At 69.6% G+C, this 25,304-nt stretch carries 25 protein-coding genes and 3 pseudogenes; 19 read left to right on the top strand and 9 right to left on the bottom strand.

The features are described 5' to 3' along the window. Positions 1-210: 210 nt before the first annotated feature. Positions 211-546 (bottom strand): annotated as a pseudogene (locus tag ACFYX0_RS14460) (tyrosine-type recombinase/integrase); the annotation flags it as partial. Here ACFYX0_RS14460 and ACFYX0_RS14455 point away from each other — a divergent pair. The 5 genes and pseudogenes from ACFYX0_RS14455 to ACFYX0_RS14435 all read left to right on the top strand — a co-directional run. Beyond that, a complete protein-coding gene (locus tag ACFYX0_RS14455; RefSeq protein ID WP_388970204.1) occupies positions 452-673 on the top strand; it encodes a DUF6879 family protein in 222 nt (73 codons plus the stop codon). The pseudogene ACFYX0_RS14460 and the gene ACFYX0_RS14455 overlap by 95 nt on opposite strands. Before the next feature lie 13 nt (positions 674-686). Then, positions 687-1,535 carry a helix-turn-helix domain-containing protein gene (locus tag ACFYX0_RS14450; protein ID WP_388970202.1) on the top strand — a complete coding sequence of 283 codons (849 nt, stop codon included), beginning with the start codon at positions 687-689 and terminating at the stop codon, positions 1,533-1,535. 134 nt (positions 1,536-1,669) lie between these two features. Further along, positions 1,670-2,116: an ATP-binding protein gene (locus ACFYX0_RS14445; protein ID WP_388970313.1), complete on the top strand. Its 447-nt coding sequence runs from the start codon at positions 1,670-1,672 to the stop codon at positions 2,114-2,116. Next, positions 2,110-2,433: a hypothetical protein gene (locus ACFYX0_RS14440; protein WP_388970200.1), complete on the top strand. Its 324-nt coding sequence runs from the start codon at positions 2,110-2,112 to the stop codon at positions 2,431-2,433. Before ACFYX0_RS14445 ends, ACFYX0_RS14440 begins: the two co-directional genes overlap by 7 nt. Before the next feature lie 171 nt (positions 2,434-2,604). Next, positions 2,605-2,829 (top strand): annotated as a pseudogene (locus ACFYX0_RS14435) (mobilization protein); the annotation flags it as partial. Positions 2,830-3,558: 729 nt separating this feature from the next. Here ACFYX0_RS14435 and ACFYX0_RS14430 read toward each other — a convergent pair. After that, the gene (locus ACFYX0_RS14430; protein WP_388970198.1) at positions 3,559-5,007 is read right to left on the bottom strand and encodes a phytoene desaturase family protein; all 1,449 of its coding nucleotides are present in this window, start codon (positions 5,005-5,007) and stop codon (positions 3,559-3,561) included. Positions 5,008-5,470: 463 nt separating this feature from the next. Here ACFYX0_RS14430 and ACFYX0_RS14425 point away from each other — a divergent pair, with 463 nt between their 5' ends. The 5 genes and pseudogenes from ACFYX0_RS14425 to ACFYX0_RS14405 all read left to right on the top strand — a co-directional run. Continuing rightward, a complete protein-coding gene (locus tag ACFYX0_RS14425) occupies positions 5,471-5,803 on the top strand; it encodes a hypothetical protein (RefSeq protein WP_388970196.1) in 333 nt (110 codons plus the stop codon). After that, positions 5,800-6,459, top strand: coding sequence for a DUF5819 family protein (locus ACFYX0_RS14420; protein ID WP_388970194.1), 660 nt, complete (start codon positions 5,800-5,802; stop codon positions 6,457-6,459). Before ACFYX0_RS14425 ends, ACFYX0_RS14420 begins: the two co-directional genes overlap by 4 nt. Before the next feature lie 92 nt (positions 6,460-6,551). Further along, positions 6,552-7,460: an HTTM domain-containing protein gene (locus ACFYX0_RS14415; protein ID WP_388970192.1), complete on the top strand. Its 909-nt coding sequence runs from the start codon at positions 6,552-6,554 to the stop codon at positions 7,458-7,460. 61 nt (positions 7,461-7,521) lie between these two features. Further along, positions 7,522-8,322, top strand: a complete 801-nt coding sequence (locus tag ACFYX0_RS14410; RefSeq protein ID WP_388970189.1) for a serine hydrolase domain-containing protein — start codon at positions 7,522-7,524, stop codon at positions 8,320-8,322. A 407-nt stretch (positions 8,323-8,729) separates the two neighbouring features. Further along, a pseudogene (locus ACFYX0_RS14405) lies at positions 8,730-9,415 on the top strand (PP2C family protein-serine/threonine phosphatase); the annotation flags it as partial. A 208-nt stretch (positions 9,416-9,623) separates the two neighbouring features. Here the strand turns inward: ACFYX0_RS14405 and ACFYX0_RS14400 are convergent. Continuing rightward, entirely contained in the window at positions 9,624-9,956 is a 333-nt protein-coding gene (locus ACFYX0_RS14400; RefSeq protein ID WP_311694843.1) for a hypothetical protein, read from the bottom strand. Between the two features lie 417 nt (positions 9,957-10,373). Beyond that, positions 10,374-10,898 carry a hypothetical protein gene (locus ACFYX0_RS14395; RefSeq protein WP_388970186.1) on the bottom strand — a complete coding sequence of 175 codons (525 nt, stop codon included), beginning with the start codon at positions 10,896-10,898 and terminating at the stop codon, positions 10,374-10,376. A gap of 171 nt (positions 10,899-11,069) precedes the next feature. Between ACFYX0_RS14395 and ACFYX0_RS14390 the strand changes: the two genes are divergently transcribed. Both ACFYX0_RS14390 and ACFYX0_RS14385 read left to right on the top strand, forming a co-directional pair. Further along, entirely contained in the window at positions 11,070-11,651 is a 582-nt protein-coding gene (locus ACFYX0_RS14390) for an RNA polymerase sigma factor (RefSeq protein ID WP_388970184.1), read from the top strand. Next, positions 11,648-12,256 carry a hypothetical protein gene (locus ACFYX0_RS14385; protein WP_388970182.1) on the top strand — a complete coding sequence of 203 codons (609 nt, stop codon included), beginning with the start codon at positions 11,648-11,650 and terminating at the stop codon, positions 12,254-12,256. Before ACFYX0_RS14390 ends, ACFYX0_RS14385 begins: the two co-directional genes overlap by 4 nt. A gap of 14 nt (positions 12,257-12,270) precedes the next feature. Here the strand turns inward: ACFYX0_RS14385 and ACFYX0_RS14380 are convergent, their stop codons facing one another. Next, the gene (locus ACFYX0_RS14380; protein ID WP_311694836.1) at positions 12,271-13,107 is read right to left on the bottom strand and encodes an RNA methyltransferase; all 837 of its coding nucleotides are present in this window, start codon (positions 13,105-13,107) and stop codon (positions 12,271-12,273) included. 621 nt (positions 13,108-13,728) lie between these two features. Between ACFYX0_RS14380 and ACFYX0_RS14375 the strand changes: the two genes are divergently transcribed. Together ACFYX0_RS14375 and ACFYX0_RS14370 are read left to right on the top strand one after the other, a co-directional pair. Next, positions 13,729-14,643: a glycosyltransferase gene (locus tag ACFYX0_RS14375; protein ID WP_355913028.1), complete on the top strand. Its 915-nt coding sequence runs from the start codon at positions 13,729-13,731 to the stop codon at positions 14,641-14,643. Positions 14,644-15,062: 419 nt separating this feature from the next. Then, entirely contained in the window at positions 15,063-18,203 is a 3,141-nt protein-coding gene (locus ACFYX0_RS14370; RefSeq protein ID WP_388970311.1) for a BTAD domain-containing putative transcriptional regulator, read from the top strand. A 27-nt stretch (positions 18,204-18,230) separates the two neighbouring features. Here the strand turns inward: ACFYX0_RS14370 and ACFYX0_RS14365 are convergent, their stop codons facing one another. Both ACFYX0_RS14365 and ACFYX0_RS14360 read right to left on the bottom strand, forming a co-directional pair. After that, positions 18,231-19,928, bottom strand: a complete 1,698-nt coding sequence (locus ACFYX0_RS14365; protein ID WP_388970180.1) for a bifunctional 3'-5' exonuclease/DNA polymerase — start codon at positions 19,926-19,928, stop codon at positions 18,231-18,233. 94 nt (positions 19,929-20,022) lie between these two features. Beyond that, the gene (locus ACFYX0_RS14360; RefSeq protein ID WP_388970178.1) at positions 20,023-20,802 is read right to left on the bottom strand and encodes a Clp protease N-terminal domain-containing protein; all 780 of its coding nucleotides are present in this window, start codon (positions 20,800-20,802) and stop codon (positions 20,023-20,025) included. Positions 20,803-20,928: 126 nt separating this feature from the next. Here ACFYX0_RS14360 and ACFYX0_RS14355 point away from each other — a divergent pair, with 126 nt between their 5' ends. Beyond that, complete coding sequence (locus ACFYX0_RS14355; RefSeq protein WP_388970176.1) at positions 20,929-22,065, top strand: DUF2786 domain-containing protein; 1,137 nt, start codon at positions 20,929-20,931, stop codon at positions 22,063-22,065. 46 nt (positions 22,066-22,111) lie between these two features. Here ACFYX0_RS14355 and ACFYX0_RS14350 read toward each other — a convergent pair whose 3' ends face one another. Beyond that, the gene (locus ACFYX0_RS14350; RefSeq protein WP_388970174.1) at positions 22,112-22,618 is read right to left on the bottom strand and encodes a DUF4232 domain-containing protein; all 507 of its coding nucleotides are present in this window, start codon (positions 22,616-22,618) and stop codon (positions 22,112-22,114) included. A 199-nt stretch (positions 22,619-22,817) separates the two neighbouring features. Next, the gene (locus ACFYX0_RS14345; protein ID WP_388970172.1) at positions 22,818-23,321 is read right to left on the bottom strand and encodes a hypothetical protein; all 504 of its coding nucleotides are present in this window, start codon (positions 23,319-23,321) and stop codon (positions 22,818-22,820) included. 244 nt (positions 23,322-23,565) lie between these two features. Here ACFYX0_RS14345 and ACFYX0_RS14340 point away from each other — a divergent pair, with 244 nt between their 5' ends. From ACFYX0_RS14340 to ACFYX0_RS14325, 4 genes are all read left to right on the top strand, one after another. Then, entirely contained in the window at positions 23,566-23,940 is a 375-nt protein-coding gene (locus ACFYX0_RS14340) for a VOC family protein (RefSeq protein WP_388970170.1), read from the top strand. Positions 23,941-23,947: 7 nt separating this feature from the next. Next, positions 23,948-24,322: an ArsR/SmtB family transcription factor gene (locus tag ACFYX0_RS14335; protein ID WP_388970168.1), complete on the top strand. Its 375-nt coding sequence runs from the start codon at positions 23,948-23,950 to the stop codon at positions 24,320-24,322. Further along, positions 24,319-24,783, top strand: a complete 465-nt coding sequence (locus tag ACFYX0_RS14330; RefSeq protein WP_388970166.1) for an SRPBCC domain-containing protein — start codon at positions 24,319-24,321, stop codon at positions 24,781-24,783. Before ACFYX0_RS14335 ends, ACFYX0_RS14330 begins: the two co-directional genes overlap by 4 nt. A gap of 171 nt (positions 24,784-24,954) precedes the next feature. Beyond that, positions 24,955-25,212, top strand: a complete 258-nt coding sequence (locus ACFYX0_RS14325) for a DUF397 domain-containing protein (protein ID WP_311694822.1) — start codon at positions 24,955-24,957, stop codon at positions 25,210-25,212. Positions 25,213-25,304 lie beyond the last annotated feature (92 nt).

The raw sequence follows: 25,304 nt of genomic DNA, 5'->3' as shown, positions 1-25,304 counted from the left end.
CTGACCTGCACAGACGGCAAGAACAGGGAGCGGAAGCGAACCCTGGGGCAACGCTCTGGCGATCTCGTAATGCGTAGGTCTCGGGTTCGAATCCCGAAGGCGGCTCCGGTGAAGGCCAGGTCACATAGCCCGTGACCTGGCCTTTTGTGTTGCTCGGGGCATGACGCGTCACACGGCCGATGGCTTGCGTGAGCGGAGCGGTCCGGTGCCCTACTTCTTGGGCTTCTTCCGCTTGCCCTTCCTCTTGGCCCTGGCCTCGGCTTTCGCCTTGTCCTTGGCCTTCTTGGCGGCCTTGCGGGCCTCCTCCGCCTCGGTCTTCCGCTGGAGCGGGACCAGCTTGGCGGTGGCCTCGGCGGCGTTCTTGCCGACCTGGGGCAGGACGCTCTGGTAAATGTCCCGCGTAATGTGGGTGTCGCTGTGCCCGAGCGTGTCGGAGACGATCTTCACGTCGATGCCGGCGGCGAGCATGAGCGTGGCTGCCCCGTGCCGGAGGTCGTGCAGCCGGATCGGCGGGAGTCCGGAGGCGGCGACGAGGCGCTCGATCACCGGGGATGGTGACCGGGCGGATCCGCCCAAGGAGTTCAGCGAGGACCCTGCCGTGGTCAAGCTGTGCTCGGATGCGTTCGAGGCCGTGTGGGAGCGTGCCGTCGACCACGAGAAGTACACCGTCTGACCCCGCCCGCCCTATGCCCGCCTCCCCTTCGTCCAGTGCTCAGGCCGCCCGTGAAGCACTCGCCGCGCGCCTGACGCACCTTCGTAAGGACGCCGGCGTTACCGGGAAGGAACTCTCCGCCCGGTGCGGCTGGCACCCCGCGAAGACCACGCGCATCCAAAAGGGTGAGGTACAGCCCACCGATGTGGACATCCGCGCTTGGTGTGCTGCCTGTGGTGCCGCCGACCAGGCCGAAGACCTGATCGCCACGGCTCGCGCTGTCGACTCGATGTACGTGGAGTGGCGCAGGAGCCATCGGATGGGCATGGGCAAGACCCAGGAGGACATCTACGACCGCTACGCGCAGAGCGGCGTCACTCGCGCATACGTCTCCAACGTCGTGCCCGGCTTCTTCCAGACCCCCGCCTACGCCACGGCCCTGATGGAGGCCATCACCGACTTCCAGGGCACTCCCAATGATGTCTCCGAGGCCGTCGCCGCCCGCGTCGCCGGAAGCCGGTTCCTGTACGAGGGCGGACACCGGTTCATTGTGCTCATGAAGGAGTGCGTCCTGCGCTACCGCGTCGGCGACGCCGAGACCATGGCCGGGCAACTGAGGCATCTGCTCACCGTGATGCCACTTCCTTCCGTCTCCTTGGGCATCATCCCCTTCACGGCTCAAAGGGCCATGTGGCCGCTGGAGGCGTTCTACTTCCATGACGGCACACGCAGCGTCGTGGAAACCCTCACGGCTGAGCTCAACGTGGTGCAGCCAAGCGAACTCGCCGACTACCGCAAGGCGTTCGGGGAACTGACCAAGATGGCTGTTCACGGCAACGCCGCCCATGCATTGATCAACGCAGCGATCGACTGCCTCGGATGAGGTTGCGCAATTCTCCGCAACTTCGTTGAGGCGAAACTCCGGTTCTCCGTACGGCCGTTGGCGTCGCCGGGCAGGTCCAGGCTCTCCCTCGGCGGCAGTGGAGGAGAGTCCCGCCCGTATTCCCCCGTTGCGGGCTGGACATCCCAGCCCCGAGGAGACGACCCCGTGAGCGTCATGATCAGACCCACTGCAATCGGATCGCCCGGCTACACCGAACCCTTCCCTGCGAGCCCGAGACGGCCCGTCGTGCCCGGCGGCTCGTCTCGGCCGCGCTGAACACCTGGGGCATAGGCGAGTTGGCCGATGCGGGCACACTGATCGTCTACGAGCTGGTGAGCAACGCGATCCGCCGCACCTCGTGCCGTCTGGTCCGGGTATCAGTCCAGCGCGTCACGAACGACCTCGTACGCATCGGCGTCACCGACAAATCCCACGCCCTGCCGAAGATGGATCGGGTCGCTGGCGGCGATGAGCCGGGGCGTGGCCTGGTACTGGTCGAGGCGCTGTCACACCGCTGGGGCTACGACGAAATGCGCTCGGGCAAGACCGTCTGGGCCGAGCTGGTGGTCTCGGCGTGCTGACCTTGCGGCTGCTGCCGGAAGAGGAGCTGGTGGGCGTCGCCGATCCGGAGCCATGTGTGGAGCTGGCCGTACCCCGCTGCATCGAGGGCTCGATGACGATCCGCACTCTGCGCCTGACACCCGCCGACCTCGTACGGCTCCGCACGGAAACCGACCTGGCGCTGGCGGATATCCGCACCGAAGTCATGCGCGCCGAGACCGCATGGCGCGAACTACTCGGGGAGTGGCATGCCGAGGGGCGAGCCGCTGCCGAGGCCAGTGAGCTGGACATGGCGGTGCTTTGGCGCGTCCTGGAGGACCTGCGGGCCTCCCTGTAGCACCCACAAAAGACCCCGCCCGGAGTACCGAAGGACAGCCCCGGGCGGTACGGCGCGCTCGTGTCTTCACCCCATGGTGGGCCGGCGCCGCTCCAGATCCGCTGTCGAGAACCGACGCAGCGGATCTGCGCTCAACACCTCTCGCTCTGGCTGGGTGGGAGGAAGCCGAGAGCCGCCGCCCAACGCGAGCTGACCGCTGCCCGTCAACCTGCCCGAGTCCTGATCACCCGCATCCAGCACACCGGACGAAACCCGGCACCCAGCGGCCGTGCCGAGGCCGCTCGCCGACGCTCGACCATTGCCGGCTCGGTTCCTACCCACCAGAGCCGTAGCCCCAAGATCGCAGCGGCGGCTACGCCTACTGAACAGCATCGACAGCACCGACAGCGCCGGTAGACACCGAAGGCTCCATGCGCCCGGCCGGCACTGCTAGGCAGGCCGATGCCCTCGCCGTTCGCGGTGGCGAGGGCATCAGCCCTTCCTGCGGCTTGTCTGCGCTACGCGGCTTCGGCGTCACATGAAACGCCTGAGGCATCAGCCCGTGCGATGGGCAAAACAGTGCTGCCAGGCCAGGGCCTCGACCAGGTGCTCGGCCAGCAGCCCGACGCGGGGATCAGGCTGCACAAGGGCGGCCTGCTGGCGGGTTGGTGCGGTCCGTCCCCCATTCGTGGTCGAGGCTGGCGAAGTCGTCGTCGATCCACGATCAAGGGGAAGGTTCAAGACCGTGAAGCACGCTTGGTCTCTGCGTCGGGGCGCCGTGACGAGTCGCGTCGGCGCGCCACCAGAGTGGTACCGGTGACCACCAGGCCGATCGCCACGACCTTCGCGGCCTGGTAGATCAGTGAAGGGCTGGAGCTGGACCGGCCCAGGAACCCCCAGAGGAGCAGACCGAGTCCAGACAGCATCAAGAGGAAGCCGCCGACCGGGCCCAGGTTTCCCCAGCTCCAAGGAGATGCCGCTAACTCCTGCTCCGTGCCAGGTTTTTCATGTTCATCAGCTGTCATGGCTCGCACATTAACAAGTTTCCGGTCCGCGGTCGCGCGGGGCCTGGGCCAGGGCAAGTGACGTACCCAGGCCGCGCAGGCTGTGCACGAGGGACCTCGGCGGCCTGTCGTGCCCGCCACCTCATGGACCGGTGCGGGCCATCTGGTTGGGGGCGAGGATTGGTGTTGTGTGAATGCCGAATTCGTGCCTCAGTGCGGAACGGGCGGCCAGATAACCGGACATTCCGTGCACGCCAGGTCCTGGCGGCGTGGATGCGGAGCACAGGTACACGCCGCGGAGCGGCGTGCGGTAGGGATTCACACGGGGGGCTGGGCCGAGCACGCTCTGCTTCAGAGTCACAGCCCCGGCGTTGATGTCCCCGCCGACGTAGTTGGGGTTGTAGGTCTCGTAGTCGCGGGCGCTGATACCGCGGCTGGCGATGACGGTGTCTCCGAAGCCGGGCGCGTAGTGCTCGATACGTGCCTGCACCATGGGCACGGGGTCCTGGGAGCTCCCGTTCGGTACGTGGGCGTAGGCCCACACCGGCCGCTTTCCGTCTCGAGCCCGAGTGGGGTCGGCCACGGCAGGGTCGACGACCAGGACGAAGGGCTCTGGTGCGGCGAAACCTGCGGCGGTGAGGCTTTCTTGGTGACGTATCTGTGCCTGCGTCCCGCCGAGGTGCACGGTGCCTGCCCGACCTACGTCAGGATCCTTCCAAGGGATGGGAGCGTTGACGAGGAAGTCCACCTTGGCGGCCCCGGGGCCGTGGCGGAAGCGGGCGAGGTGGCGAGCGTAACGGGCAGGGAGCAACTCGCGGGCGGCTTGGAGGAGACCTTTCGGGGCGGTGTCGAACAGCACCGCCTGTGTTCCCTGTAGTTGCCTCAGATCATCGATCTTGCATCCGGTATGGAACGTGCCGCCGTGTGCGGTGATATCTGCGGCCAAGACCTCGGCGATGCGGCTGCTGCCGCCTTCTGGAAGGGGCCAGCCGCTACCGTGGGCGAGGTGTCCCAGCAGGAGTGCGATCGCGCCCGAGGCAAGACTCGGCAGTCGCCCCATGGCGTGGGCCGCGACACCGGTGAGCAGGGCCTTGCCGGCTTCGGTTGTCAGAGTGCGCCGTCCGAGCTGAGTGCCGACCGTGAGAGTCCGCGTAGCGAACTTGGCTGCGGCGAGCAGGTCCTGCGGAATGGCGCGGTGGTGGGAGAGGGCGAGGTCGACCACGTCGGAGCTGCGCTCCAACAGTGGAGTCATCAAGCGCCGCCAGGATTCGCCGTCTGCCCCCAGTTGAGCACAGGTTGTCTCCAGGTCGTGGTAAGCCAGGGCAGCCGCGCCGGGTAGTGGGTGGGCGTAGCTGATCTCGGGCAGACATAAGCGCACTCCACGCGAGGCCAGATCGAACTCCCGGAAGAACCGCGACGCGGCTGCCATGGGATGAACGGCCGCGCATACGTCGTGCGTGATGTCAGTGTCGAATAGTGACGTGCTGCGCAGACCCCCGCCGATCTCGTGGTGGCCTTCGAAGAGTTCCACCTGCAATCCGGCGCGGGCCATGACGACTGCAGCCGCCAGCCCGTTCGGACCTGTCCCCACGATCGCGATGTTCCCTCTCGCTACCAGGCGCCCGCCCCAGAGGCGACCAACGTGGGGCCCACCTGACGACTCACCCACGGACGACATAACCAAACACGAAACGCCAGAATTCGGCAAGGTGTGGCGTCGGAACCTTCCTCCTTGTTTGTCTTGATAACCCCTAAAGTTCCGGCGCGGTGAGTCGCAGAAGCCTCACAAATGAGTCCCAGGTGTCTCAATAAATGTGGGTTGTGTCATGGTCATGTGCACAGCTAAAGTCGCAGTCAGGAGCGAACGCGACCAAGGGCCTGACAACTAAGTGTCGGACTTCGTTTGCTACGAACGGCTGCTCTGCAGCTGGCTCCAACCTGGAGGCGGGGGATCGTCCCGGGGGTTGGTGGCGCTCTCATCCAGAGGGGCACCGACGGGATCCGGGAACCGTGAGGGTTGTGGGCAATTCACCAATAACATGAAATGGGGAACAATGCAGAAGCGAACTGTCGGCGCCGTCATCGGTGCCGCTGTCGCGGGCACCTGCCTTGCACTGACCATGCAGGGCTCGGCCCAGGCCACGCCGGCCGCGCCGGTGGCCGAGCAGGTGGCCACCGCCAAGAAGGGTGACGCCGTTGAGCCCAAGGCTGTCGCAAGCGCGGTCGGCCGGGCGGCCGCCCGGGCAGCCGTGCACGCCAGGGCCGCCTGCCCTTCCGTGGGCCACGCCCTGGGACAGCTGACGGACAACCTGAGCCTCGGCGGTGTGTTCGCCGCGCCGGCCAAGATCTCCGACGGTGTCTCCAGCGCGACCGCGTTCGATAGGTGACGGCGACTCGTCGCGTCCAGAGGGCGGTACTGCTTGCCGGTGCCGCCCTCCTGGGCGCCCACTTCTCCATTGCGGCCTTCTCCCAGACGCCGCTGAGTCCTGCCAAGGTGCAATTGGCGCCACTCCTGAACGCCTACCTCCAGCCGTACTTCTCACAAAACTGGATGCTCTTCGCCCCGGATCCGGTGATGGTCGATCAGGGGATCATCGCGCGGGGTCGCTGCAGCGACGGCGAGGTCACGAAGTACTACGACGTGACGGGCCCATCCGTCCAGAGGGTCCAGAACGACAGGTTCTTTCCCTCGCGAATGTCCCGGGTGGTCAGCAATGGCATTCAGCAGTACAACTCGACCGACGACCTCCTGAGGCGCCTCCGCGAGCAGAAAGAAAAGGGGAAGGCGAAGGAGTCGGGAAAGAACCCCATTCCGCTGTTGCCGTACGAGAAGCGCACGCAAAATCAAGCGGTGAACTACCTCTCAAGGTATGCGCTGACTCAGATGGTTCAGGTGTGCAGGGACGGTCGTGATCTTCAGGCAGTGCAGGTCCGGATGTACGTCCGGTCTCTCCCGCCTTGGTCGCAGAGGGACAATCCCAACGCACGCGACAAGGTCGACGCATACGACTTTCCATGGAAGAAAGCTGCTGATCTGCAGTGAAACTATTAAACAAGATCGACACCTGGGCCGGCCGCCCTGTCGCGGTCCTGGGTGTCTCGGGAACCAGGGCGTTACTGGGGTTCGTCGGCCTCATGTTCTATGTCAGCCAGTACGGGGACCGACACTACCTCTTCGGTCCCGGAAACGACACACTGCTGCCCTATCACCTCTTCCTCGACGAATTGAAGGAGTCGGGAAGTTTTAGCGTCTACGCGTGGAGCAGCTCGCCGATCACGTTCGAAGTGTTGTTTCACCTCGGACTGATCGCTGCTCTGGCTGTCACGCTGGGTATCGGGGGTCGGCCCGTCCTGGCGGTGCACGCCATACTTCTGTGGTCGCTCTACCAGCGGCAGTCGGCGCTGATGGACGGCGGCGACAACCTCATGCAACTCGTCGTCCCGATGCTGCTTTTCACGCGCTGCTACGATCATTTCTCCTTGCGATCCCCTCTGGGGCAACGGGTAACGCAGCGCGTACCCAAGGCCGTTCGAGCTTCCGGTGTCCCACTGCACAACCTGGGCGTCACCGCGATCGCGGTGCAGATGTGCCTGGTCTACATGGTCAGCGGGCTTTACAAAGTGCAGGGGCAAGCGTGGCAGGACGGAACCGCGCTCTTCTACATCATGCGTGTACCAGAGTTCGAACTCCCCGGCATTTCACAGTTCGTGTACAACAACGACCTGTTGGTGTACCTCGGCACCTACGCAACTGTCATCTTTCTCGTCTACTTTCCCGTGGGAGTCCTGGTACGGCCCCTCCGTCCATGGGTGGCCGCCGCATCCATCGGTTTCCACGTCTCCATCGGCTTCTTCATGGGGCTCACCGGATTCGCATTGACGATGATCGCGTGCGACCTCGTCTTCCTGTCGCCGGAACTGTCCCGCGCACTGCAGGCAGCGCGAAAGCTGAGCCAGCGCGGCAAGGAGAAAGCAGTGGCGGACGAGACTGGCAGCACTGCGGCGCAGAACCTCGAACCGGTAGCGGCCGCTTCCGCCGACTGAAAGGCTCTCCGTGCGACGCCCTTCCGCTTGCGTCATCGGCAGTCACCTCGATGCTCCTCGTGTGACCGGCGGGCATGATCCCGACGCGTACGTGGAGCTGGGCTCTTTCACCAAGGTCCTGACCGGAACCGTCCTTGCCGTGCTTGCCGAGGAGCACGTTGTTTCCCTCGACGACCCGGTCGAACGGTGGCTGAGCGCGCCGGCCGGTACCGGTGTCACTCTTCGACACCTCGCCGACCACACCTCCGGCCTTCCACGGTTGCCTCCTGACACAGGCCTGTTCAACCCGTACAGGGACTTCACGCAGACTCGGCTCAACGAGTTCGTGGGTCGTCTCGACAGTCTGGTCACCTCAAGCCCGGGCGAGCGCGAGGAGTATTCCAACTTCGGGTACGCCGTGCTTGGCGCTGCACTCATGTCGGCTGCCGGCCAGGACTACGAGGAACTGGTCGGTGAGCACGTGCTCGTGCCTCTCGGCTTGCCTGCGGGGGCAGTGATCGCCAGACCACCCGAGGACCAGCGTCTGCTGGCATCGAACTGGTTCGGCCGCCCTTCGAAGCCATGGGACTTGACCGGAGCCATCCTGCCTGCCGGCGGTATGTGGGCCAGCACGCGTACAGCCGCCCGCCTGCTCACCGGGCTCGTCGTCGACAAGTCCCTCGGTGAGCCGGCGCTCACCTGGCGCCGGGTCGGAGATCTGCCGCTGACCTACCACAACGGTGCCACCCGAAAATCCAGGGTCTTCGCCGGAGCGTTGCCCGACGGCCGCTGGGTGGTCGTTCATCGCCTCTCCGGATCCGTCAAGGACACGGATGCAGAGGGAATAGGCGAACTTCGCGCGTCGGCCGAGGGAGGCGGATGAAGCAGCGGCCTCCACCGTGCTGCAACCGAACGGCTGCGGTGCGCGGGTCGGTCTGCGTGAGCGATGCGTGAGCGGATGGCGCGGCACAAGCCATCCCTGGCCGGACGCGGCAACGTGCCGCGCGGCGCTGATTTGAGGAAACAGCACCGCGCGGCACGGGTCGGAACCCCCCACCCCGATCGCGGCAGTCCTCGTAATGCGTAGGTCTCGGGTTCGAATCCCGAAGGCGGCTCATCCTAGAACCCCAGGTCGGAACCACTCCGACCTGGGGCTTTCTCGTTCAGTGGATGCGGCGACGGCGGCGGGAGCGGGCGCGAAGTGCCTCGCCTGCGCCCCGAGCCCTGTACCCGATCATCGTTCGCGTGCAGCCGCCCTTGGGCCGACAACATCATGGGGCGAGCCGTGACTTGCAGGAAGCCATGCTGCCCGCTCCCCGCCCGGTCGGCTGGCACCCGGCGGCCGTTCGCTGCCGGCCCGTCGCCGAGGCACTGCATGTGGCCGGCGACTGGTACGACCTGGTCAACCTGGACGGCGACCGCCTCGCCGTCGCCGTCGGTGACGTCGTCGGCCACGGCCTGCCCGCGGCCGGCGTCATGGGACAACTGCGCAGCGCCCTCAGCGCCGCCTCCCTCGTCGCCCAAGGCCCCGCCCGCGCCCTGGAAGTCCTCGGGTTGTACGCCCGCACCGTCGACGGCGCCGAGAACACCAGCGTGGCCACGGCATTCATCGACTGGGAGACCCACACCATCACCTACAGCAGCGCCGGCCACCCCCCACCCGCGCTCCTACGGAGGGACGGGACCGTCGAGTTCCTGGACCAGGCCACCGACCCCCCACTGGCCGCCCGTCCTGAACACGCCCCTCGCCCCAGGCTGTCGCGGCCTTCCGCGAGGGTGCCGTCCTCGCGCTCTACACCGACGGCCTGGGCGAACGCCGCGGAGAAGACATCGACACCGGCCTCGCCCGGCTCGCCGACTCCCTGGCCCGCCCCCAGGCAGACGACCCCGAAACCCTCGCCGACGCCGTGCTCAACGACCTGCTCCCACCCGGAGACGCCACCGACGACACCGCCCTGGTCATCGTGCGCCTGTGACTCCGGCCCGGCGCTGGTGTGACAGCCCGGGCCGAGGACCGGGATGGACGGTCGGCCCGAGCCGGATGCCCGGTGCCTCACGGCGCGGCGTCTGGCAGAGCGAGATCACGGTCGGCGGCGCCGGGGCGAACCTTCAGGCAGCTTCTGTGGCCGCCCTCTGGCGAGAGTGCCGCTGACGCCAGCCGTGCGGGCTCGCCACCTGTTTCCCTTACTGCTCGTAAGGGTTGAAGCACTTGAGCGCGGCCCAGCCGTAGATGACCTTGTGGTCCTTGCGGACCACCTTGCCGTAGATCCAGGCCTTGTCCACCTTGATGTCTTTGTAGCCCTTGTAGTCCACCTTCGTGCCGTTCATGAGGTCGCCCTTGTAAGCGACGCCGTTGATCTTCGCGCTCGCGTTGGAGTTCGCTCGTATGTTGACCGAGCTGCAGGTGGCCTTCAGCTTCCAGGTGGAAGCGGCCGACGCGGACTCGGCACTCAGCCCGAGCGCCCCTACCGCGAGGGCGGAAGCGCTCAGAACCGCCACCAGTGACTTCTTCAGCATTGCCGTGCTCCTTATCGACTGTCGGCCTCGACCGTCCACAGAAGGGACGGGCGACCGTGTCCGGCTGTCCGCGTGGACAGACGCGACTGTCCAGTAAACCCCCGTGGACAAGCCGGAGTTCGACAGGTTGTCGACGATCCTTCGACGGTTCGTCGACGGGACTGACTCTTGCTCCGGCCGGTCAGGTCCCCGGGCAGTAAGGGCAGTTGGCGAAGGGTCCGCGTTGCCGTCCGTGGTGGCGTCCAGATCGTGATCTGAAGTGCGAAAGTGCCTTCCGGGCACGGACGATGAGGTCCCTTCAAGGCCTCTGCAATCCGGGCGGACAGGCATTTTCTTCGCTACTGGGCACCGATTGCCGGGAATTGGGGTCGACCCCGGCCCGGGGCCGGGGTCCGTAGGTCCCGCCGCCGGTCGCGGTCAGGCCCCCGGCGCCGTCACCGGCACGCTGCGCGGCGGTGTCGTCGCCTGGGCGAACGCCCGCTGGAAGAGGCGGCGCATGGTGGGGTCGGCGCCGACGACGCTGCACGCGAGGAGCACACCCTTCCGGGCCGGTACGAGCCAGTGCCCGCCGACGGCGTAGGTGAGGTCGGGCTCCGAGCCCTTGACGTTCTTGATCCGGACGGTGGAAGCGCCTCCACCGCGGTACCAGTGGTCGACGTGGAAGGTGACCTGGTCGCCGCGGACGGAGGTCACCGTGCCCTCGAACGCCGTGGTGGCGTCGTGGCGCAGGCCGGCGACGGTCGGGGCGGCGCACCGGGCGCCACCTGACGCCGTCCCCGTGAGGACCAACGGGGACGGGGAAGCCTGGTGGGAGGTGGTGGTGCCCCAGGCGACCCCGCCGCCCGACACGAGGACCGCCGCCGCCGTTCCGACGAGAGCCAGTCGGAAGCGGTGCCTTTTCGGGACGTGCGGCATGTCGTGGGTCTCGGTGCGGACGTTCATGAGGAGCCTCCAGGTTCCGGCCGGGATCGATGGGAGAAGCGGGACGAGCGGTGCGGGGCCGGTGGCCGCCGTCGCCTTCACCCGTCCTCTGTGCGGCAGGGCAGCCCTTCTTTCACTCACGGGTTCCTGGAGCCGACGAAATGATCCGGCCGGTGCCGGACAGTTACGCACGTGAGATCCATCGTGGGGCAGGAGTCTGCCCGGGCTCGTGAGGCCCGTTTCGAGATGCTGATGCGTGCGGTCGCGGATCCGCTCCACCGATATCTGCTACGGCGGGCGGACGCCGGCTCGGTCGACGACATCCTCGCGGAGACCATGCTCGTGCTGTGGCGCCGCCTCGATGACGTGCCGGGACTCGGGACGGGTCCCGATGTGCCCGCCGACGATGTACTGCCCTGGTGCTACGGCGTCGCCCGCGGTTGCCTGGCGAACGCCCGCCGCGCGGAGGGGCGCCGACTGCGCCTGGTGGAACGGCTGACCCGCGCCGTGCTGCCGCCGCAGCGGCCCGACGACGCCGATCACACCGCGCTGCACGACGCGCTCGCCGCACTGAACGCCCGGGACCGGGAAGTCGTCCTGCTGTGGGCCTGGGAGGAACTGACCCCGCGTGCCATCGCGGAGGTGACCGGGCTGACGCCCAACGCCGTCAGCATCCGGCTGCACCGCGGCAAGAAGAGACTTGCCGCCCTGTTGGAACGCAAGAACGGCACCCACGCCGGACGCACGACGCGTGCGGGAAGGAGCGCCCGGTGAACGACGACCAGTTGCTGGCCCGCTTGAAGTCCATCGACGTCGCGCGGACCTCGCACGTCCCCGCGCCCGACCTGGACCGCCTCCTCGAAGCGACCGTGAGCGCCCGCCTAGAACCCGAGCCACGACCAGGTTCCTCTCTGACCCGCCGTCGCCCTCTATTGCTCGCGGCGGTGGCTGTCGCGGCGCTGGTCGCGGTCATCGGCGGCATCAGTGTGAGAGCCGGCCTGACCCATGCCCCGACGGCCACAGCACGCCCGATGACCCTGACCGTCCCCGTGGAGGGAAGCGACAGATGCGCCGCGGTCGGCGTCGACGTCCTGAGCGGCATGCACACCGCCTTCGAGGGCACGGCGACCTCCGTCAAGGACGGCCGGGTCGAACTCCGCGTGGTCCACTGGTACCGCGGCGGCGACGCGTCCGCGGTGCGGCTGCGCACCGCCGCGCACCAGCTCCCGCAGCTCAGCGGGGTGACCTTCGAAACGGGCCGCCGCTACCTCGTCGCCGCCGACAAGGGCCAGGTGTCGCTGTGCGGCGCCAGCGCCGAAGCCGACCCGCACCTGCGCCGCCTCTACGACCGGGCGTTCCCACCGGTGAGCCCGAAGTGAGGCAGCAGTGGTCCTCAGCGCTGTCCCGCGGCCATGCGCTGCCGTACGGCCTCGTAGGTGAACAGGGCGGCCGACACCGCGACGTTGAGGGAGTCGACCTGGCCGAACATGGGGATCTTCGCCTTGGTATGGCTGCCCGCGAGCCACTGGTCCGACAGGCCGTACTTCTCACTGCCGACCAGGACCGCGGTGGGGCCGGACATGTCGACGTCCGCCATCAGGACCTCCGTGTCGGGGGTCGTGGCGACGACCTTCACGGAGTGCTCCGCCAGCCAGCGCCTGACCTCCTCGGAGTCGGCCGAGGCGATCGGGACGGCGAACACGGTGCCCTTGCTGGCCCGGATCACGTTGGGGTTGCCCCAGTCGGTCACAGGGTTGGCCGAGATGACGGCCGTCACCCCGGCCGCGTCCGCGGTGCGCAGCATCGAGCCCAGGTTGCCGGGCTTCTCGACGCTCTCGCACACGAGGAAGAGCGAGGTCTCGTCAACCTCGATCCGGGAGAGGTCCGTCTCGATGTCCGGTACGACGGCGAGCCAGCCGTCCGGGCCCTCGCGGTAGGCGGCCTTGTCGAAGGCCTGACGGCTCAGGCTGAAGAGGGCGGCTCCGCGCTCGGCGGCGCGCGCGAGGACGTCCCTCGGGTCCGAGTCACCGGTCAGCGCGGGGCAGAAATACAGCTCGCGGGGACGGACCCCGGCCCGCAGGGCGAGATCCAGCTCCTCATAACCCTCGACCAGGGTCACTCCGGAATTCTGCCTGTTCCGACGGCGGCGGAGGGCGGCGAGTTCCTTCACATGAGGATTGCTGGGGCTGGAAATTTCCTTGGGCGAACCAGCCTGCGGGATGGACGGCATCGGCGGTGGGAATCACGGCGCCTTTCGGGCTCCGATCCTCCGTCCCCTTTCTCTACGGTTTCTCTGTGTTTCTCGCGTGCGCTGCGCGCGGTCGTGGCCAGGGTACCCGACCTGTTGGGCCGTCGCTTCGCGGTCGTCAAGCGTGCTGCGGGCGCCGACGCTCGGGCGGAGGTGGGGAGGGATGGGGTCGGGGACGGCGGGGTGATCGGTGGTGACGGCGACGGTGGCGGTGATGTCGACCGGGACGGGTGCGATTCGAAGAAAGGGGAGTCGGGGCTGGGTGGCCGGGCGGGAATTCGAGCGTCGAGTTTTGGGCGGAGTACTTGGTTCGGTAATTCGCAGGAATTCACGCTCGATGTGTTCGGTGTATTTGCGGGATTTTGTGTGGGCTTTCGTGTGGGCTTTCGTGCGGTGGCCGGTGTCTCAGCCGTGGGGGTGGTGTGACCGCCGTGACCGGTGCTGGTAGTGGTTCGACGCGGGGGCGGTGGGGTGGGGCCCGCTCGCGGAGGGGAGGGCGCCTGACCGGTCGGAAAATCATCCGGCGCGAGGAGAACCGGAGGACACCGAGCGACCTCTTGGTTAACGACTAGCATCGCGTGGACAGTCGTAGGCCGGGATGGGGTGGGTGTGGTGTCGCAGCGGGAGCCGGGGCCCCGAATCGCCGTGGCGGTCGTCACCATGGGCAACCGTCCCGCCGAGGTCGACGCCCTCCTCACCTCCGTCGCCAAGCAGAACCTCGCACCGTCCCGCATCGTCGTCGTCGGCAACGGCTGTCCACTGCCCGACTTCGCCGAGCGCCTCGGGCTTCCGGGCGAGGTCACCTGCATCGAGGTCGACGAGAACCTCGGCTGCCCGGGCGGCCGAAACGTCGCCCTCGCCCGGCTCCGGGAGTTCGGGGACGTCGACGTCGTGGTCGAACTGGACGACGACGGGCTGCTCGTCGAAGCCGACGTACTCCGGCGCGTCCGGGATCTCTACGCGGCCGACCCCCGGCTCGGCATCGCCGGGTTCCGTATCGCCGACGAGCACGGCGAGACCCAGCGGCGGCATGTGCCGAGGGTCGGCGCGGCCGATCCGATGCGCGGCGGACCGGTGACCGGATTCCTCGGCGGCGGGCACGCGCTGTCCATGGCGATGCTCGCCGAGACCGGGGACTGGCCCGCGGAGTTCTTCTTCGCGCACGAGGAGACCGACCTCGCGTGGCGGGCCGCCGACGCGGGCTGGACCATCCTCTACGTCCCCGAACTGCTCCTTCAGCACCCGAAGACCTCGCCCGCCCGGCACGCCATCTACTACCGGGTCACCGCGCGGAACCGTGTCTGGCTCGTACGGCGCCGGCTGCCCCTGCCGCTCATCCCCGTGCATCTGGGGGTCTGGATCGCCGTCACCCTTCTGCGGACACGGTCGGTCGGCGGGCTGAGGGCCTGGTTCGGCGGGTTCGTGGAGGGTCTGCGCACCTCGGGCGGTGAGCGGCGGCCCATGCGCTGGCGCACGGTGTGGCGCCTGACGAGGCTCGGCCGACCGCCTGTGCTCTAAAGGTGCTCTAAAGGCGAGGGGGCCGTCTCGGTCGCCCCGCGTACCCCACGACGACGAAGGGCCCGGTCGTTCACCTCTGCCGACCAGGCCCTTGCGTTTCCGGAATCCGGCCACGGCGGCGACACTCCCCCGAGCTGCGCATCTACGCGCGCACCGTCGGGCCAGATCCGATGAAAGGATCACATCAGGCCACGCCAACAGATCGCTAACATGGGGCCAATGGTTCTGAAAGGAGCCATGAGCTGGCCGGTTCGCCGGAGGGCTCGTGGGCCGGACGGTCGGAACTCGCCGTACGCGGATGCGAGGCCCGCGGCGGGACGAGGCGGCTGTGCCGCGCGGCAGAGCGGTGAGCGGCAGTCGTGCCGCACGGTGAAGTGAGGGACGGCGGTCGGGCCGTACGGAAGGGCATCGGGGCGGCTATGCGCTACGGGCTGCGGTTCGGGTTGCTCGGTCCGCCCGTCGTGTACGACACCGATGGCGAGAACCATCCCATCGGCAGCGGCAAGATGCGTGCCCTGCTGGTCGCGCTGTTGCTGGAGCCGGGCCGGGTCGTCTCGGTCGACGCGCTCAAGGACGCCCTCTGGGGCGGCGCCCCGCCGGCCTCCGCGCAGGCGTCCCTGCAGAACCACGTCACCCGGCTGCGCCGCCTCCTCGGCGAGGACGGCCCCGAGCGGCTGCGGGCCGTGCCGCCCGGCTATCTCCTCCGGGTCGACGAGGGCGAGCTGGACGTCCGTGTGTTCGAGGGGCACGTCGCCGCTGCCCGTGCCGCGCACACCGGCCGCGCCTGGGAGCGCACGGTCGGCGAGGCGTCCGCCGCGCTCGCGCTGTGGCGCGGGGCCCCGCTGAGCGGACTGTCTCCCGAGACCGGCCGGTATGCCCTGGTGCAGCGCCTGGAGGAGGCGCGGCTGCTGCTCCTGGAGTGGCGGTACGACGCCGAACTGCACCTCGGCGGTGCCTGGCTCGGCGGTCTCGCGCCGGAGCTGGCCGCGCTGGTGGCCGAACACCCGCTGCGGGAGGGCTTCCACCGGCTGCTCATGCTCGTACTGCACCGGACAGGCCGTTCGGCCGAGGCTCTGGCCGTCCATCGCGATCTGCGCGAACGGCTCATCGGGGAACTCGGGGTCGAGCCCGGTGGCGCGGTGCGCGAGGCCCATCTGGAGATCCTGCGGGACGACGAAGCGGGCGTGCGCGGGCTAGGGGGCCACGCCGGGGACGGGAATGCCGACGGTGGGGAGGCTGTGGGCACGGACACCGTCGGTACTCACGTCGGGGGCACGGACGCCGGCCGTGGAAAGGCTCACGGCAGGGACGACCGGATCGCGCCCGACGCCGAAGCCACGACCGAGGCCGCCAGCGCCCCGAGCACACCCCCCGTGCCCCGGCCCGCCCAACTTCCGCCTGCGCCCGCGCACTTCACCGGCCGCGATGCCGCCCGCGGCGAACTGCACTGCTTCCTCAGCGCCGAGCGCGACACCCCTCGTGTCGCCGTGCTCAGCGGTATGGCCGGGGTCGGCAAGAGCGCGCTCGCGCTGTATGTGGCCCACGGTTTGCGGAAACGTTTCGCTGATGGCCAGCTCTACATCAATCTGCACGGCGCCACACCCGGCATGACCCCGCTAACCCCCGAGCAGGCGCTCACCGCACTGCTGCGCGACCTCGGCGCGGAGCCCCGCCGGATCCCCGCACACCCGGACGCGGCGGCCGCCCTGCTGCGCTCCCTGCTCGCCCCCACCCGCACGCTGATGGTGCTGGACGACGCCGCGAACGCCGCCCAGGTGAGACCGCTGCTGCCCGGCGGACCCGGCTGCGCGGTGATCGTGACGAGCCGTTCTCCGCTCACCGCGCTCGACGGCGCCCACCGGGTTCCGCTCGCGCCCCTGTCCGGCGAGGACAGTGCCGCCCTGCTCCGCGCGGTCTCCGGCCGGGACGGGCTCGACGCCGCACATCCGCTCGTCGAACTGGCCGGGCGGCTGCCGCTCGCCCTGCGCGTCGTCGCCGCCCGGCTCGCCGCCCGACGCGCGCTCGCACCGGACGTCCTGGCCGGTCAGCTGGCCGCCACCGAGGGGCGGCTGCACCACCTGGAGTACGACGACCTGAGCGTGCGCAGATCACTCGCCGTCGCCCATGACGCCCTACGGGCCTCGGACCGCGAGGCCGACCGGGACGCGGCGCGTGCCCTCGGCCGTATCGGTGCGCTGGACCTGCCCGGCTACGGGGCGGCCCTGCTCGCGCGGCTTCTCGGCACGGACGAGCGCCGCGCAGAGGCCGCCCTTGACCGGCTGGTCGATGTCGCCCTCCTGGAGGAGACGGCGTACGGGCGGTACGCGCCGCACGACCTGGTCCGGGACTACGCCCGGGAGACCGCGGTCAGCGAACGGACCGCGGACCGACGCCACGACGCCCCGGACCCCAGCGACCACCCCGCCACGGACCCCCCGGACGAATGCCCCGCGGAAGTCGCCCTGCGCTGGTACACCGCCATGGCCACCCGTGCCTGCGAAGCCACCGTCGAGTCGGGTGTCGAGCGCGAGGACCGGCTCCGGGCGACCCCCTCGCAGCCCGCGACGTACGCCGCGGACGTGGCGGACGTGCCCGTCTTCGGGTCCGCCCGGGCCGCCGCCGACTGGATCGTCCTCGAACGGGACAACATGGTCGCCCTGGTGGAGCGCCATGCGGACACCTCCGCCCATGTCCCGCTGCTCGTCCGCCTGATCGCGCCCCATCTCCAGAGCCGCGGCCATGTCGCCGAGCTGGAGGTGCTCACCCGCGCCGCCCTGCACGGGGTGCGCCGGCTCGGTGACGCGCCCGCGGAGGCGTTCGCGCTGCTCGACCTGGCGGGGGTCAACTGCCTGAAGGGCCGTGGCAACGACGCGCTCGCCCAGCTCGACGAGGCGCTGGCGATCTGGCGGTGCCTCGGCCGTCTCTCCTGTCTGCTCCGGGGTCTCAACCGGCGCGCGGTGCTCCTGGAGCAGCTCGGCCGCTACGAGGAGATGGGTGAGACGCTGCGGCAGTGCCTGGAGCACACACGGGTGCTGAACGACCCGATGCAGGAGGCCATCACCTACAGCAACCTCGGCAACCTCTACGCGCACACGGACCCGAGGGCCGCCGTCGACCACCACCGCCGGAGCCTGGAGATCGGCGAGAGGATGGGCCATGTCGTCGTCCGCCACACCGCGCACTGCAACATCGGGTTCGACCATCTGATGCTCGGTGAACCGGATGCCGCCGTACCGCACTTCGAGGAGAGCCTGAGCATCCTCGACGGCCATGGACACTGGCAGGGCGAGTCGCAGACCCGGCTCGGGCTGGTGCGGGCGCTTCGGGTGCGGGGCGACCTGGAGCGGGCCTCACGGGAGTGCGACGCGCTGCTGAGGCTCGCCGGCCGCCGTGGCGACTGCTACGCCGGCGGTCTCGCCCGCCATCAGCGGGGTCTGCTCCACCTCGCGGACGGCGAGGTCGAGGAGGCCCGACGGCAGTGGACGGCCGCCCTTGCCGCGCTGGACGGCACGGACAGCCCGGTGGTGGGGGAGCTGCGGGCACGGCTGGCGGAGGGGTGAACCGGGCGGCTTGCCCGCCCCGGCCGCTCACTTGGCGTCCGCATAGCACTCCACGACCGCCGTGGTGAACGGAATGCGCACCGGTGTCTCGCCGAACGTCAGCCGCATCGCCAGGTCCGAGGCCTCCTGGATCGCGGCGGCCACCGTGTCCGCCTCTTCGGCCGGGCAGTGCACGATCACCTCGTCGTGCTGGAAGAACACCAGCTCGGCGGCGAGTCCCGCGCAGGAGCGGCGCAGTGCGGCGAGCATCACCAGGGCCCAGTCGGCGGCGCTGCCCTGCACCACGAAGTTGCGCGCGAAGCGGCCGCGGGCGCGGGAGTTCGTCGAGGCGTACCCCGGCATCCACTGCTGGGGCTCGCCCGCCGTGTCCTCCGGGCTGTCCTCCTGCGGGATGCCCGCCTCCTCCGTGGCCTCCTCCGAGGCGCCGGCCGCCGGTGGGGACGTGCGCCCGAGCCAGGTCCGCACGAGCCGCCCCTCCTCGCCCGCGCGCGCTGCGTCGTCCACGTACGCGACGGCTCTGGGGAAGCGGCGGCGCAGGGCGGCGAGGTTCTTCAGGCCGTCGCCGGACGTCTGGCCGTAGATCGCGCCGAGGACCGCGATCTTGGCCTGGTCACGGTCGCCGGAGAAGGCGCGGTCCGACACCGACTGGTAGAGGTCGGCCTCGCGGCCGGACACCCCCATGAACGCCGGGTCGCGTGAGATCGCGGCCAGGATCCGCGGCTCCATCTGGGCGGCGTCGGCCACGACCAGCCGCCAGCCCGGGTCGGCGACGACGGCACGCCGGATGACCTTGGGGATCTGCAGGGCGCCGCCGCCGTTGGTGACCCAGCGGCCGGTGACCGTGCCGCCCGGCAGATACTCCGGGCGGAAGCGGCCGTCGCGCACCCAGTCCTGGAGCCAGGACCAGCCGTGGGCGACCCAGATGCGGTACAGCCGCTTGTACTCCAGAAGGGGCTTCACGGCGGGGTGGTCGACGGACTTGATCTCCCAACGGCGGGTGGACCGCACCCGGATCCCGGCCTGTGTGAACGCCTTGACCACATCGGCGGGCAGATCGGGTCTGACCCGGCGGCCGAAGGCGGCCGACACCTCGTCGGCCAGCTCGGCCAGCCTTCGGGGTTCACCGCCGCCCGCGTACCGCTCGCCGAGCAGTTCGTGGAGCACCTCGCGGTGGACGTCGGCGCTCCAGGGCAGCCCGGACCGGTTCATCTCGGAGGCCACGAGCATCCCGGCCGACTCGACGGCGGTGAGCAGCCGCATGCGGTCGGGGTGGATGGCCGCGTCGTGCCGGCGCTGCTGGTCCGCGTACACCTCGACCAGGTCCTTCAGCGGGACGCGGACGGGGCGCGGCTCGAACAGGGAGGACTGTGAGCCCGGCTCGGCGGAGCGGGGCGGGGGATCCGGGGGTACGGGGCCGCCGCGCAGCCGGGCCAGCGCAGCGGCGGCCGACCGGGGCTCGCCGAGGCGGCCCTCGTGGCCGAGGAGGAGGGTCTCGGCGGCCTCGATGTCGTAGCACCGGTCGACTCGCACCCCCGTGGCGAGCAGACGGGGCTGGACCTCGGCAGTGGACCGCCACACCCATCGGGTGACCTCGGGCCGTGCCCGCACGGCCGCGGCGAGATCCTCCTCCCTGACCACGGGCCCGGAGAGCAGGCCGTCCGGGCCGAGGGCGGCGACCTCCACGCCGCCGTCCTCGGCCGGAGCGAGAGCCCAGCGCCCGGTCATGTCTGCGAGTCTGGCAGGGGGGTCTGACAACGGGCCGGACGTGCCGCCCCGGCCGGCACGGTCCCTCCCGGCCGGGGCGGCACGTCCGGCCGGCTCAGTCCTCCTGACCGGTCGTTTCCTGCCCGGAGTCCTCCTGTCCGGTGGCCGTCCGTCCGAGGGCCCCGCTGATCTCCTCCAGCGCCTTCGCGAGCTGTCCCTCGGTCGTGGTCTTGTCGAGTCCGAGCCCGGACAGCAGGCCCTCGCCGTTCTCGAGTTCGAGGAGCGCGAGCAGGATGTGCTCGGTGCCGACGTAGTTGTGGCCCAGGCGGAGAGCCTCGCGGAAGGTGAGTTCCAGGGCCTTCTTGGCAGTGGGGGCGTAGGGCACGAGTTCCGGGGCCTGCTCGGCGCGGGGCGGCAGTGCCGTGGTCGCCGCCTCGCGCACCGCGTCCAGGGAGACCCCGCTCGCGACGATCGCCTTGGCGGCGAGCCCCTCCGGTTCGGCGAGCAGGCCGAGGACGAGGTGCTCGGGCACGGTCTCGGCGTTGCCCGCCTGCTTCGCCGCGTTGTGCGCGGCCACGACCACGTTCCGCGCGCGTGGCGTGTAGCGGCTGAACCCCTGGCTGAGGTCGAGGTCGGCGGACTCCTTGGGGACGAAGCGCTTCTGGGCCGCCTGCCGGGTCACGCCCATGCTCTTGCCGATGTCGGTCCAGGACGCTCCGGAACGCCGGGCCTGGTCGACGAAGTGGCCGATCAGATGGTCGGCCACGTCGCCGAGGTGCTCCGCGGCGAGTACCGCGTCCTGGAGCTGCTCCAGGGCGTCGGTGTGCACCTTCTTGATGGCTTCGATGAGGTCGTCGAGACGCAGATTCGCTGTGATCTGAGGCTTGGCCGTCATGTGTCAACCGTAAGTTGACACCTGGCTACTGTCAACTCGAAGTTGACACTCGGCGGTCGGCAGTCGGTAGCGGCGGTCGGCAGCCGCAGGACGGGTTCGGGCGGCGCTCATGTCACGATCGAACGCGTGAGTACGACGACCACCGTGGACCGCGCCTTCCGCGCCGCCCTCTACGACGACGCCGACGCGACCCTGGACACCGGCGCCTCGCTGCTCGCCGCCGATCCGGCGGCCGACCGCGAACTGGCCCTGCGCGGCGAACAGTTCGTCGGCGCCGCCTGGCGGCGCGGCTGGCAGCCCGCCGACGTCGTACGCATGGTGCGGCGCGAACTGGACGATCTCCATGTGCGCCTGGTGTCGGCGCTGATCCTCAAGGAGGCCGGACAGCGGCCGTCCCCCGGACCGCGCTGGACCGCCCAGCTCCAGGAGCTGGACCCGGAACCTCCGCGCGTACCCGACCGTTTCTCGCACGCCACTGCCGTGCTGGAGCTGTACCGCCTGCTGCTCCGCCTCCCCGCCCTCGAACCGCTCGACGCGCCCGGACGGACCGCCGCCCCGCAGCAGCCGGAGTCCCGGATGCTCACCCGTATCCGCGCGCTGCTCGCGAAGGCGGAGGCGACCGACTACCCGGAGGAGGCGGAGGCGCTCAGCGCCAAGGCACAGGAGCTGATGGCCCGGCACAGCATCGACGAGGCGCTGCTCGCCGCCCGCGCGCACACCGAGGACGCGCCGGGCGCCTGCCGCATAGGCGTCGATCCGCCGTACGAGACGGCCAAGGCGGTGCTCCTGGACGCGGTGGCGACCGCGAACCGCTGCCGGGCCGTGTGGCACGAGCCGTTCGGTTTCTCCACGGTCATCGGTTTCGAGCCCGACCTGGAGGCCGTCGAGCTGCTCTACACGTCGTTGCTCGTGCAGGCCACCGCCGCGATGACGATGGCGGAGGCGGCGCAGCGCAAGGGCGGCCGGAAGCGTACGAAGACGTTCCGGCAGTCGTTCCTGGCCGCCTACGCGCACCGCATCGGCGACCGGCTCCGGGCTGCCGCCGAGGCGCAGGTGGACGGGTCCGAGGGGGATCTGCTGCCGGTGCTGGCGGCCCGGGACGTGGCCGTCGTGGACCACATGGAGCGGATGTTCCCGGACACGGTCACCACCCGGCTGCGCGGGGTCGGCGACGCGGTCGGCTGGGAGCAGGGCGCCGCGGCCGCCGACCGGGCCCGGGTCGGGGAACGACCCCGGGCCGGGGAGCGGCCCCGGCTCCCCTGAGCGCGCCCGCCCTGGAGGCGGACGCGGGCCCGGCCCTGGGTACCGGTCAGTCGCCGGCGACCTGGATCGGGCTCACCGAGGCGTCGGGGGTGTCCGGGGTCTTCAGCGCCACCTCGCCGTACGACCACGGGTAGGCCTTCGCGTCGCCGGCGCCCGGGATGCTGATCTTCACGGTCCGCGTCGGCGCGCTGAGCGAGCCGCCGTCCCCGCGCACGTAGGTGATGGTGAAGGTCGCCGCCTCGCCCTTCTGCAGCGTCACCTTCGCGGGCTTGGCGTCCTGCTCCTTCGCGACGCTCCAGGAGGAACTGCCGCCGGTCATCTCGACGCCCGGGAAGCCGTGGAAGGTGCACTTGTCGCTGCCGCGGTTCGTGACGGTGACCGGGACGTTCCCCGTGTCGCCCGCGGAGGTGGCGGCGTTGCCGGGACCGACCTTGACGGCGACCGCGCAGTCGGCGGCCTTCGCCCCGTCGTCGCCGCTCTTGCTGTCGCAGGCGGTCAGGGTGAGGGCCGCGGCGAGCGCGGTGACAGCGAGGGAGACGCGGATCGTACGCATGAGGGTCCTCTGGGGTCGTGACGGTGTCCAAGGATCATCACGCAGGCGGCCCGTCGCCCGTTGCGCGCCCCCCTGGATCCCGCATGCGCCCTGGAGTACGACGAGGGCCGTTCATCCCCTGTGCCCCCATACGCCGCCGGAGATTCCTCCCGTACGCCGGATGACGACCGGTATCAGGCCCCCGGTGACCGGTGACGCGTCACTGACCCAGGCCCGCCGTTGGCAGCCCGCTCGGCAGCTTGCCGCCCTCGGCCTTCGTGTACGTCTCCGTGCCGACGCCGCCCGCCCAGGTCACCTTCATGTTCGCGGAGTTCACGGAGTCGACCATGCCGCTCGCCCGGTTCTTGCTGCCGTCCGTGCACTTGAGGTGGACCATCTGCATGCCCGCCTCCTCGCCCGCGGTCCCGCTGCACACGGTGCCGCCCGTCGAGAAGAGCGCTGCCTGATTGCCCGTGATCACCAGGGCCACGGCCTTGCCGCCGGTGGTGGCCAGCCAGCTGCCCTCCAGCTTCCCGGCCTTGGCGCTCGGGGAGCCGCCGGTGTCCGCCGTGGATCCGGCCGCGCTCGGCGTCGAGGAGTCGCCGGCCCCCGAGCCGCTGTCCCCGGAACCGCTGCTGCAGCCGGTCAGCAGGAGCACAGCCGCCAGGCCCGCGGACGCGAGCGTGACATGGGCCTGCCGGCGGGTGACGTGGATCGCCGTCATCACTGAAGTCTCCCAAGGTTGCCGGATGAGGTCGGGAACGGCCGCAGCAAGCTACCAGGAGGACTTGTGCCCGCAACGGGAACGTCCGGCGTGCGTTTGCTCACGCGGATCGATCCAGGACGGTCGGGGGCCCGGACGGAGCCACGGGACCGCATCGAACAGGGAGGCAAGGTGGCGTGAGGCCGATGCGTAGGAATTCCCCTACGGTTGACGCGTAGGAAATGACCTACCTATTGTGCTGCGTATGACCATCACGCATGCCTCCTTCGTCACCCTTCCCGTCTCCGACCAGGACCGCGCCCTGCGCTTCTACACCGAGCTCCTCGGCTTCAAGGTCGCCGCCGACCGCGCCATGCCCCAGGGGCGGTGGCTCCAGGTCGCGCCCGAGGGCGCGCAGACCGTCTTCACGCTCTCCGGTCCGGACATGGGCGGTTTCCGGCCCGGCGAGGCCCGGGGGATCATGTTGGTGACGACCGATGTCGACGCCGATTGCGCCCGGCTGACCGCGGCGGGTGTCTCCGTGCAAGGCCCGGACGACCTCCCCTGGGGCCGGATGGCCTCCTTCCAGGACCCCGACGGCAACGGTCTGATGCTGCTCACGGAGAAGGAAGGTTTCTGATCGCGCCATGACCGGGACGGGTACGGGGGGTACGGCCGCCGATGTCCGCGCGGCCGACGAGGACCGGGTGTTCGCCGCCCTCGCCAACGCCACGCGCCGTGAGGTGCTGCGCCTGCTGCGCGACGAGGGGCCCCAGCCCGTCCAGGCCCTCGCCGATCACTTCGCCATGCGCCGGCCCAGCCTCTCGGAGCATCTGAAGGTGCTGCGGGAGGCCGGGCTGGTCAGCGAGCAGCGTTCCGGACGCCGGCGGATCTACCGCCTGGAGGCGGCTCCGCTCGCCGAGGTGCAGGACTGGCTCCACCCGTACGAGCGGTTCTGGGGCGAGCGACTGAAGGGCCTCGGTGAACTGCTCGACCGTATGCCCGACGATGACCGACCATGAGCACCGCACCCGGTGACGGCGACCTCACCACCATCCGCGTCGACCAATTCCTGCCGCATCCGCCGGCCAAGGTCTGGCGCGCCCTCACCGAACCCGCCCTGCTCGCGCAGTGGCTGATGCCCGGGGCGGAGGACTTCCGTCTCGAAGTCGGTCACCGCTACACGATGACCTCGGTCCCGAGGCCGAACGCCAACTTCTCCGGCGCGGTTGACGTGCGGGTTCTTGCTTTCGAGCCCGGGCGGATGCTGCGCGTCCGGTGGGCCGACGCCGACCCCGCCCGTCCCGTGGACTGGACCATCACATGGACGTTGGAACAGGAAGGGCGCGGAACGCGTCTGTTCCTAGTACATGAAGGGTTCGATCCGGACGATCCGGCACAGCTGATGGCGCGGAAGATCATGGACGGGGGCTGGAGGTCGCATGTGTTGCGGGCTCTGGGGCAGACGCTTGACGAACTGTAGTCAGGCGGTAGTCACGCTGTAGTCAAGGCCTTGCAAAAGCTGTAATCGCAGGAACACCCCCCGTGCACGTGCATCTGCCCATGCACCTGCATGTGAACGGAGTTATGATCCGGGGCAGTTGACCACTGCATCGATGGCCATATCAGCCAATGCACCACCCGGGAGCGACCTGTGGACCACGACGTGTACGACGTGGATGACGTGTACAACGGCATGGCTGCGACGGAGCTGAACGGAGTGGCCTGGCAGAAGAGCCGGCACAGCAACTCCCAGGGGTCATGTGTGGAGTTCGCCCGGCTGCCGGGGGGAGAGGTGGCGGTACGCAACTCGCGCTTCCCCGATGGGCCGGCGCTCGTCTACACCCGTGCGGAGATCGAGGCGATGCTGCTCGGCATCAAGGACGGCGAGTTCGACCATCTGATCGCGTGACGGGCGCGGGCAGGCGGTAACACGTGCAGGCGCCCGCGACGCGCGTAGAGCGTCCGGGGCGCAGGGGTGCGCTCGTCCGCTTCGGGCTGCGC

Origin of the sequence: Streptomyces sp. NPDC002573 (genome assembly GCF_042889625.1) — a bacterium.
In the GTDB taxonomy this organism is placed as follows: domain Bacteria; phylum Actinomycetota; class Actinomycetes; order Streptomycetales; family Streptomycetaceae; genus Streptomyces; species Streptomyces gibsoniae.
This window is presented reverse-complemented; position numbering and strand designations above follow the sequence as displayed.

What these genes read in the sequence shown, in the direction of transcription:
- ACFYX0_RS14335 (WP_388970168.1), top strand. Translation starts at nt 23,948, where the DNA reads ATGACCGGGACGGGTACGGGGGGTACGGCCGCCGATGTCCGCGCGGCC.
- ACFYX0_RS14455 (WP_388970204.1), top strand. Translation starts at nt 452, where the DNA reads ATGCCGGCGGCGAGCATGAGCGTGGCTGCCCCGTGCCGGAGGTCGTGC.
- ACFYX0_RS14330 (WP_388970166.1), top strand. Translation starts at nt 24,319, where the DNA reads ATGAGCACCGCACCCGGTGACGGCGACCTCACCACCATCCGCGTCGAC.
- ACFYX0_RS14425 (WP_388970196.1), top strand. Translation starts at nt 5,471, where the DNA reads ATGCAGAAGCGAACTGTCGGCGCCGTCATCGGTGCCGCTGTCGCGGGC.
- ACFYX0_RS14450 (WP_388970202.1), top strand. Translation starts at nt 687, where the DNA reads ATGCCCGCCTCCCCTTCGTCCAGTGCTCAGGCCGCCCGTGAAGCACTC.
- ACFYX0_RS14340 (WP_388970170.1), top strand. Translation starts at nt 23,566, where the DNA reads ATGACCATCACGCATGCCTCCTTCGTCACCCTTCCCGTCTCCGACCAG.
- ACFYX0_RS14395 (WP_388970186.1), bottom strand. Translation starts at nt 10,898, where the DNA reads ATGAACGTCCGCACCGAGACCCACGACATGCCGCACGTCCCGAAAAGG.
- ACFYX0_RS14380 (WP_311694836.1), bottom strand. Translation starts at nt 13,107, where the DNA reads ATGCCGTCCATCCCGCAGGCTGGTTCGCCCAAGGAAATTTCCAGCCCC.
- ACFYX0_RS14370 (WP_388970311.1), top strand. Translation starts at nt 15,063, where the DNA reads ATGCGCTACGGGCTGCGGTTCGGGTTGCTCGGTCCGCCCGTCGTGTAC.
- ACFYX0_RS14360 (WP_388970178.1), bottom strand. Translation starts at nt 20,802, where the DNA reads ATGACGGCCAAGCCTCAGATCACAGCGAATCTGCGTCTCGACGACCTC.
- ACFYX0_RS14365 (WP_388970180.1), bottom strand. Translation starts at nt 19,928, where the DNA reads ATGACCGGGCGCTGGGCTCTCGCTCCGGCCGAGGACGGCGGCGTGGAG.
- ACFYX0_RS14400 (WP_311694843.1), bottom strand. Translation starts at nt 9,956, where the DNA reads ATGCTGAAGAAGTCACTGGTGGCGGTTCTGAGCGCTTCCGCCCTCGCG.
- ACFYX0_RS14350 (WP_388970174.1), bottom strand. Translation starts at nt 22,618, where the DNA reads ATGCGTACGATCCGCGTCTCCCTCGCTGTCACCGCGCTCGCCGCGGCC.
- ACFYX0_RS14345 (WP_388970172.1), bottom strand. Translation starts at nt 23,321, where the DNA reads ATGACGGCGATCCACGTCACCCGCCGGCAGGCCCATGTCACGCTCGCG.
- ACFYX0_RS14415 (WP_388970192.1), top strand. Translation starts at nt 6,552, where the DNA reads ATGTTCTATGTCAGCCAGTACGGGGACCGACACTACCTCTTCGGTCCC.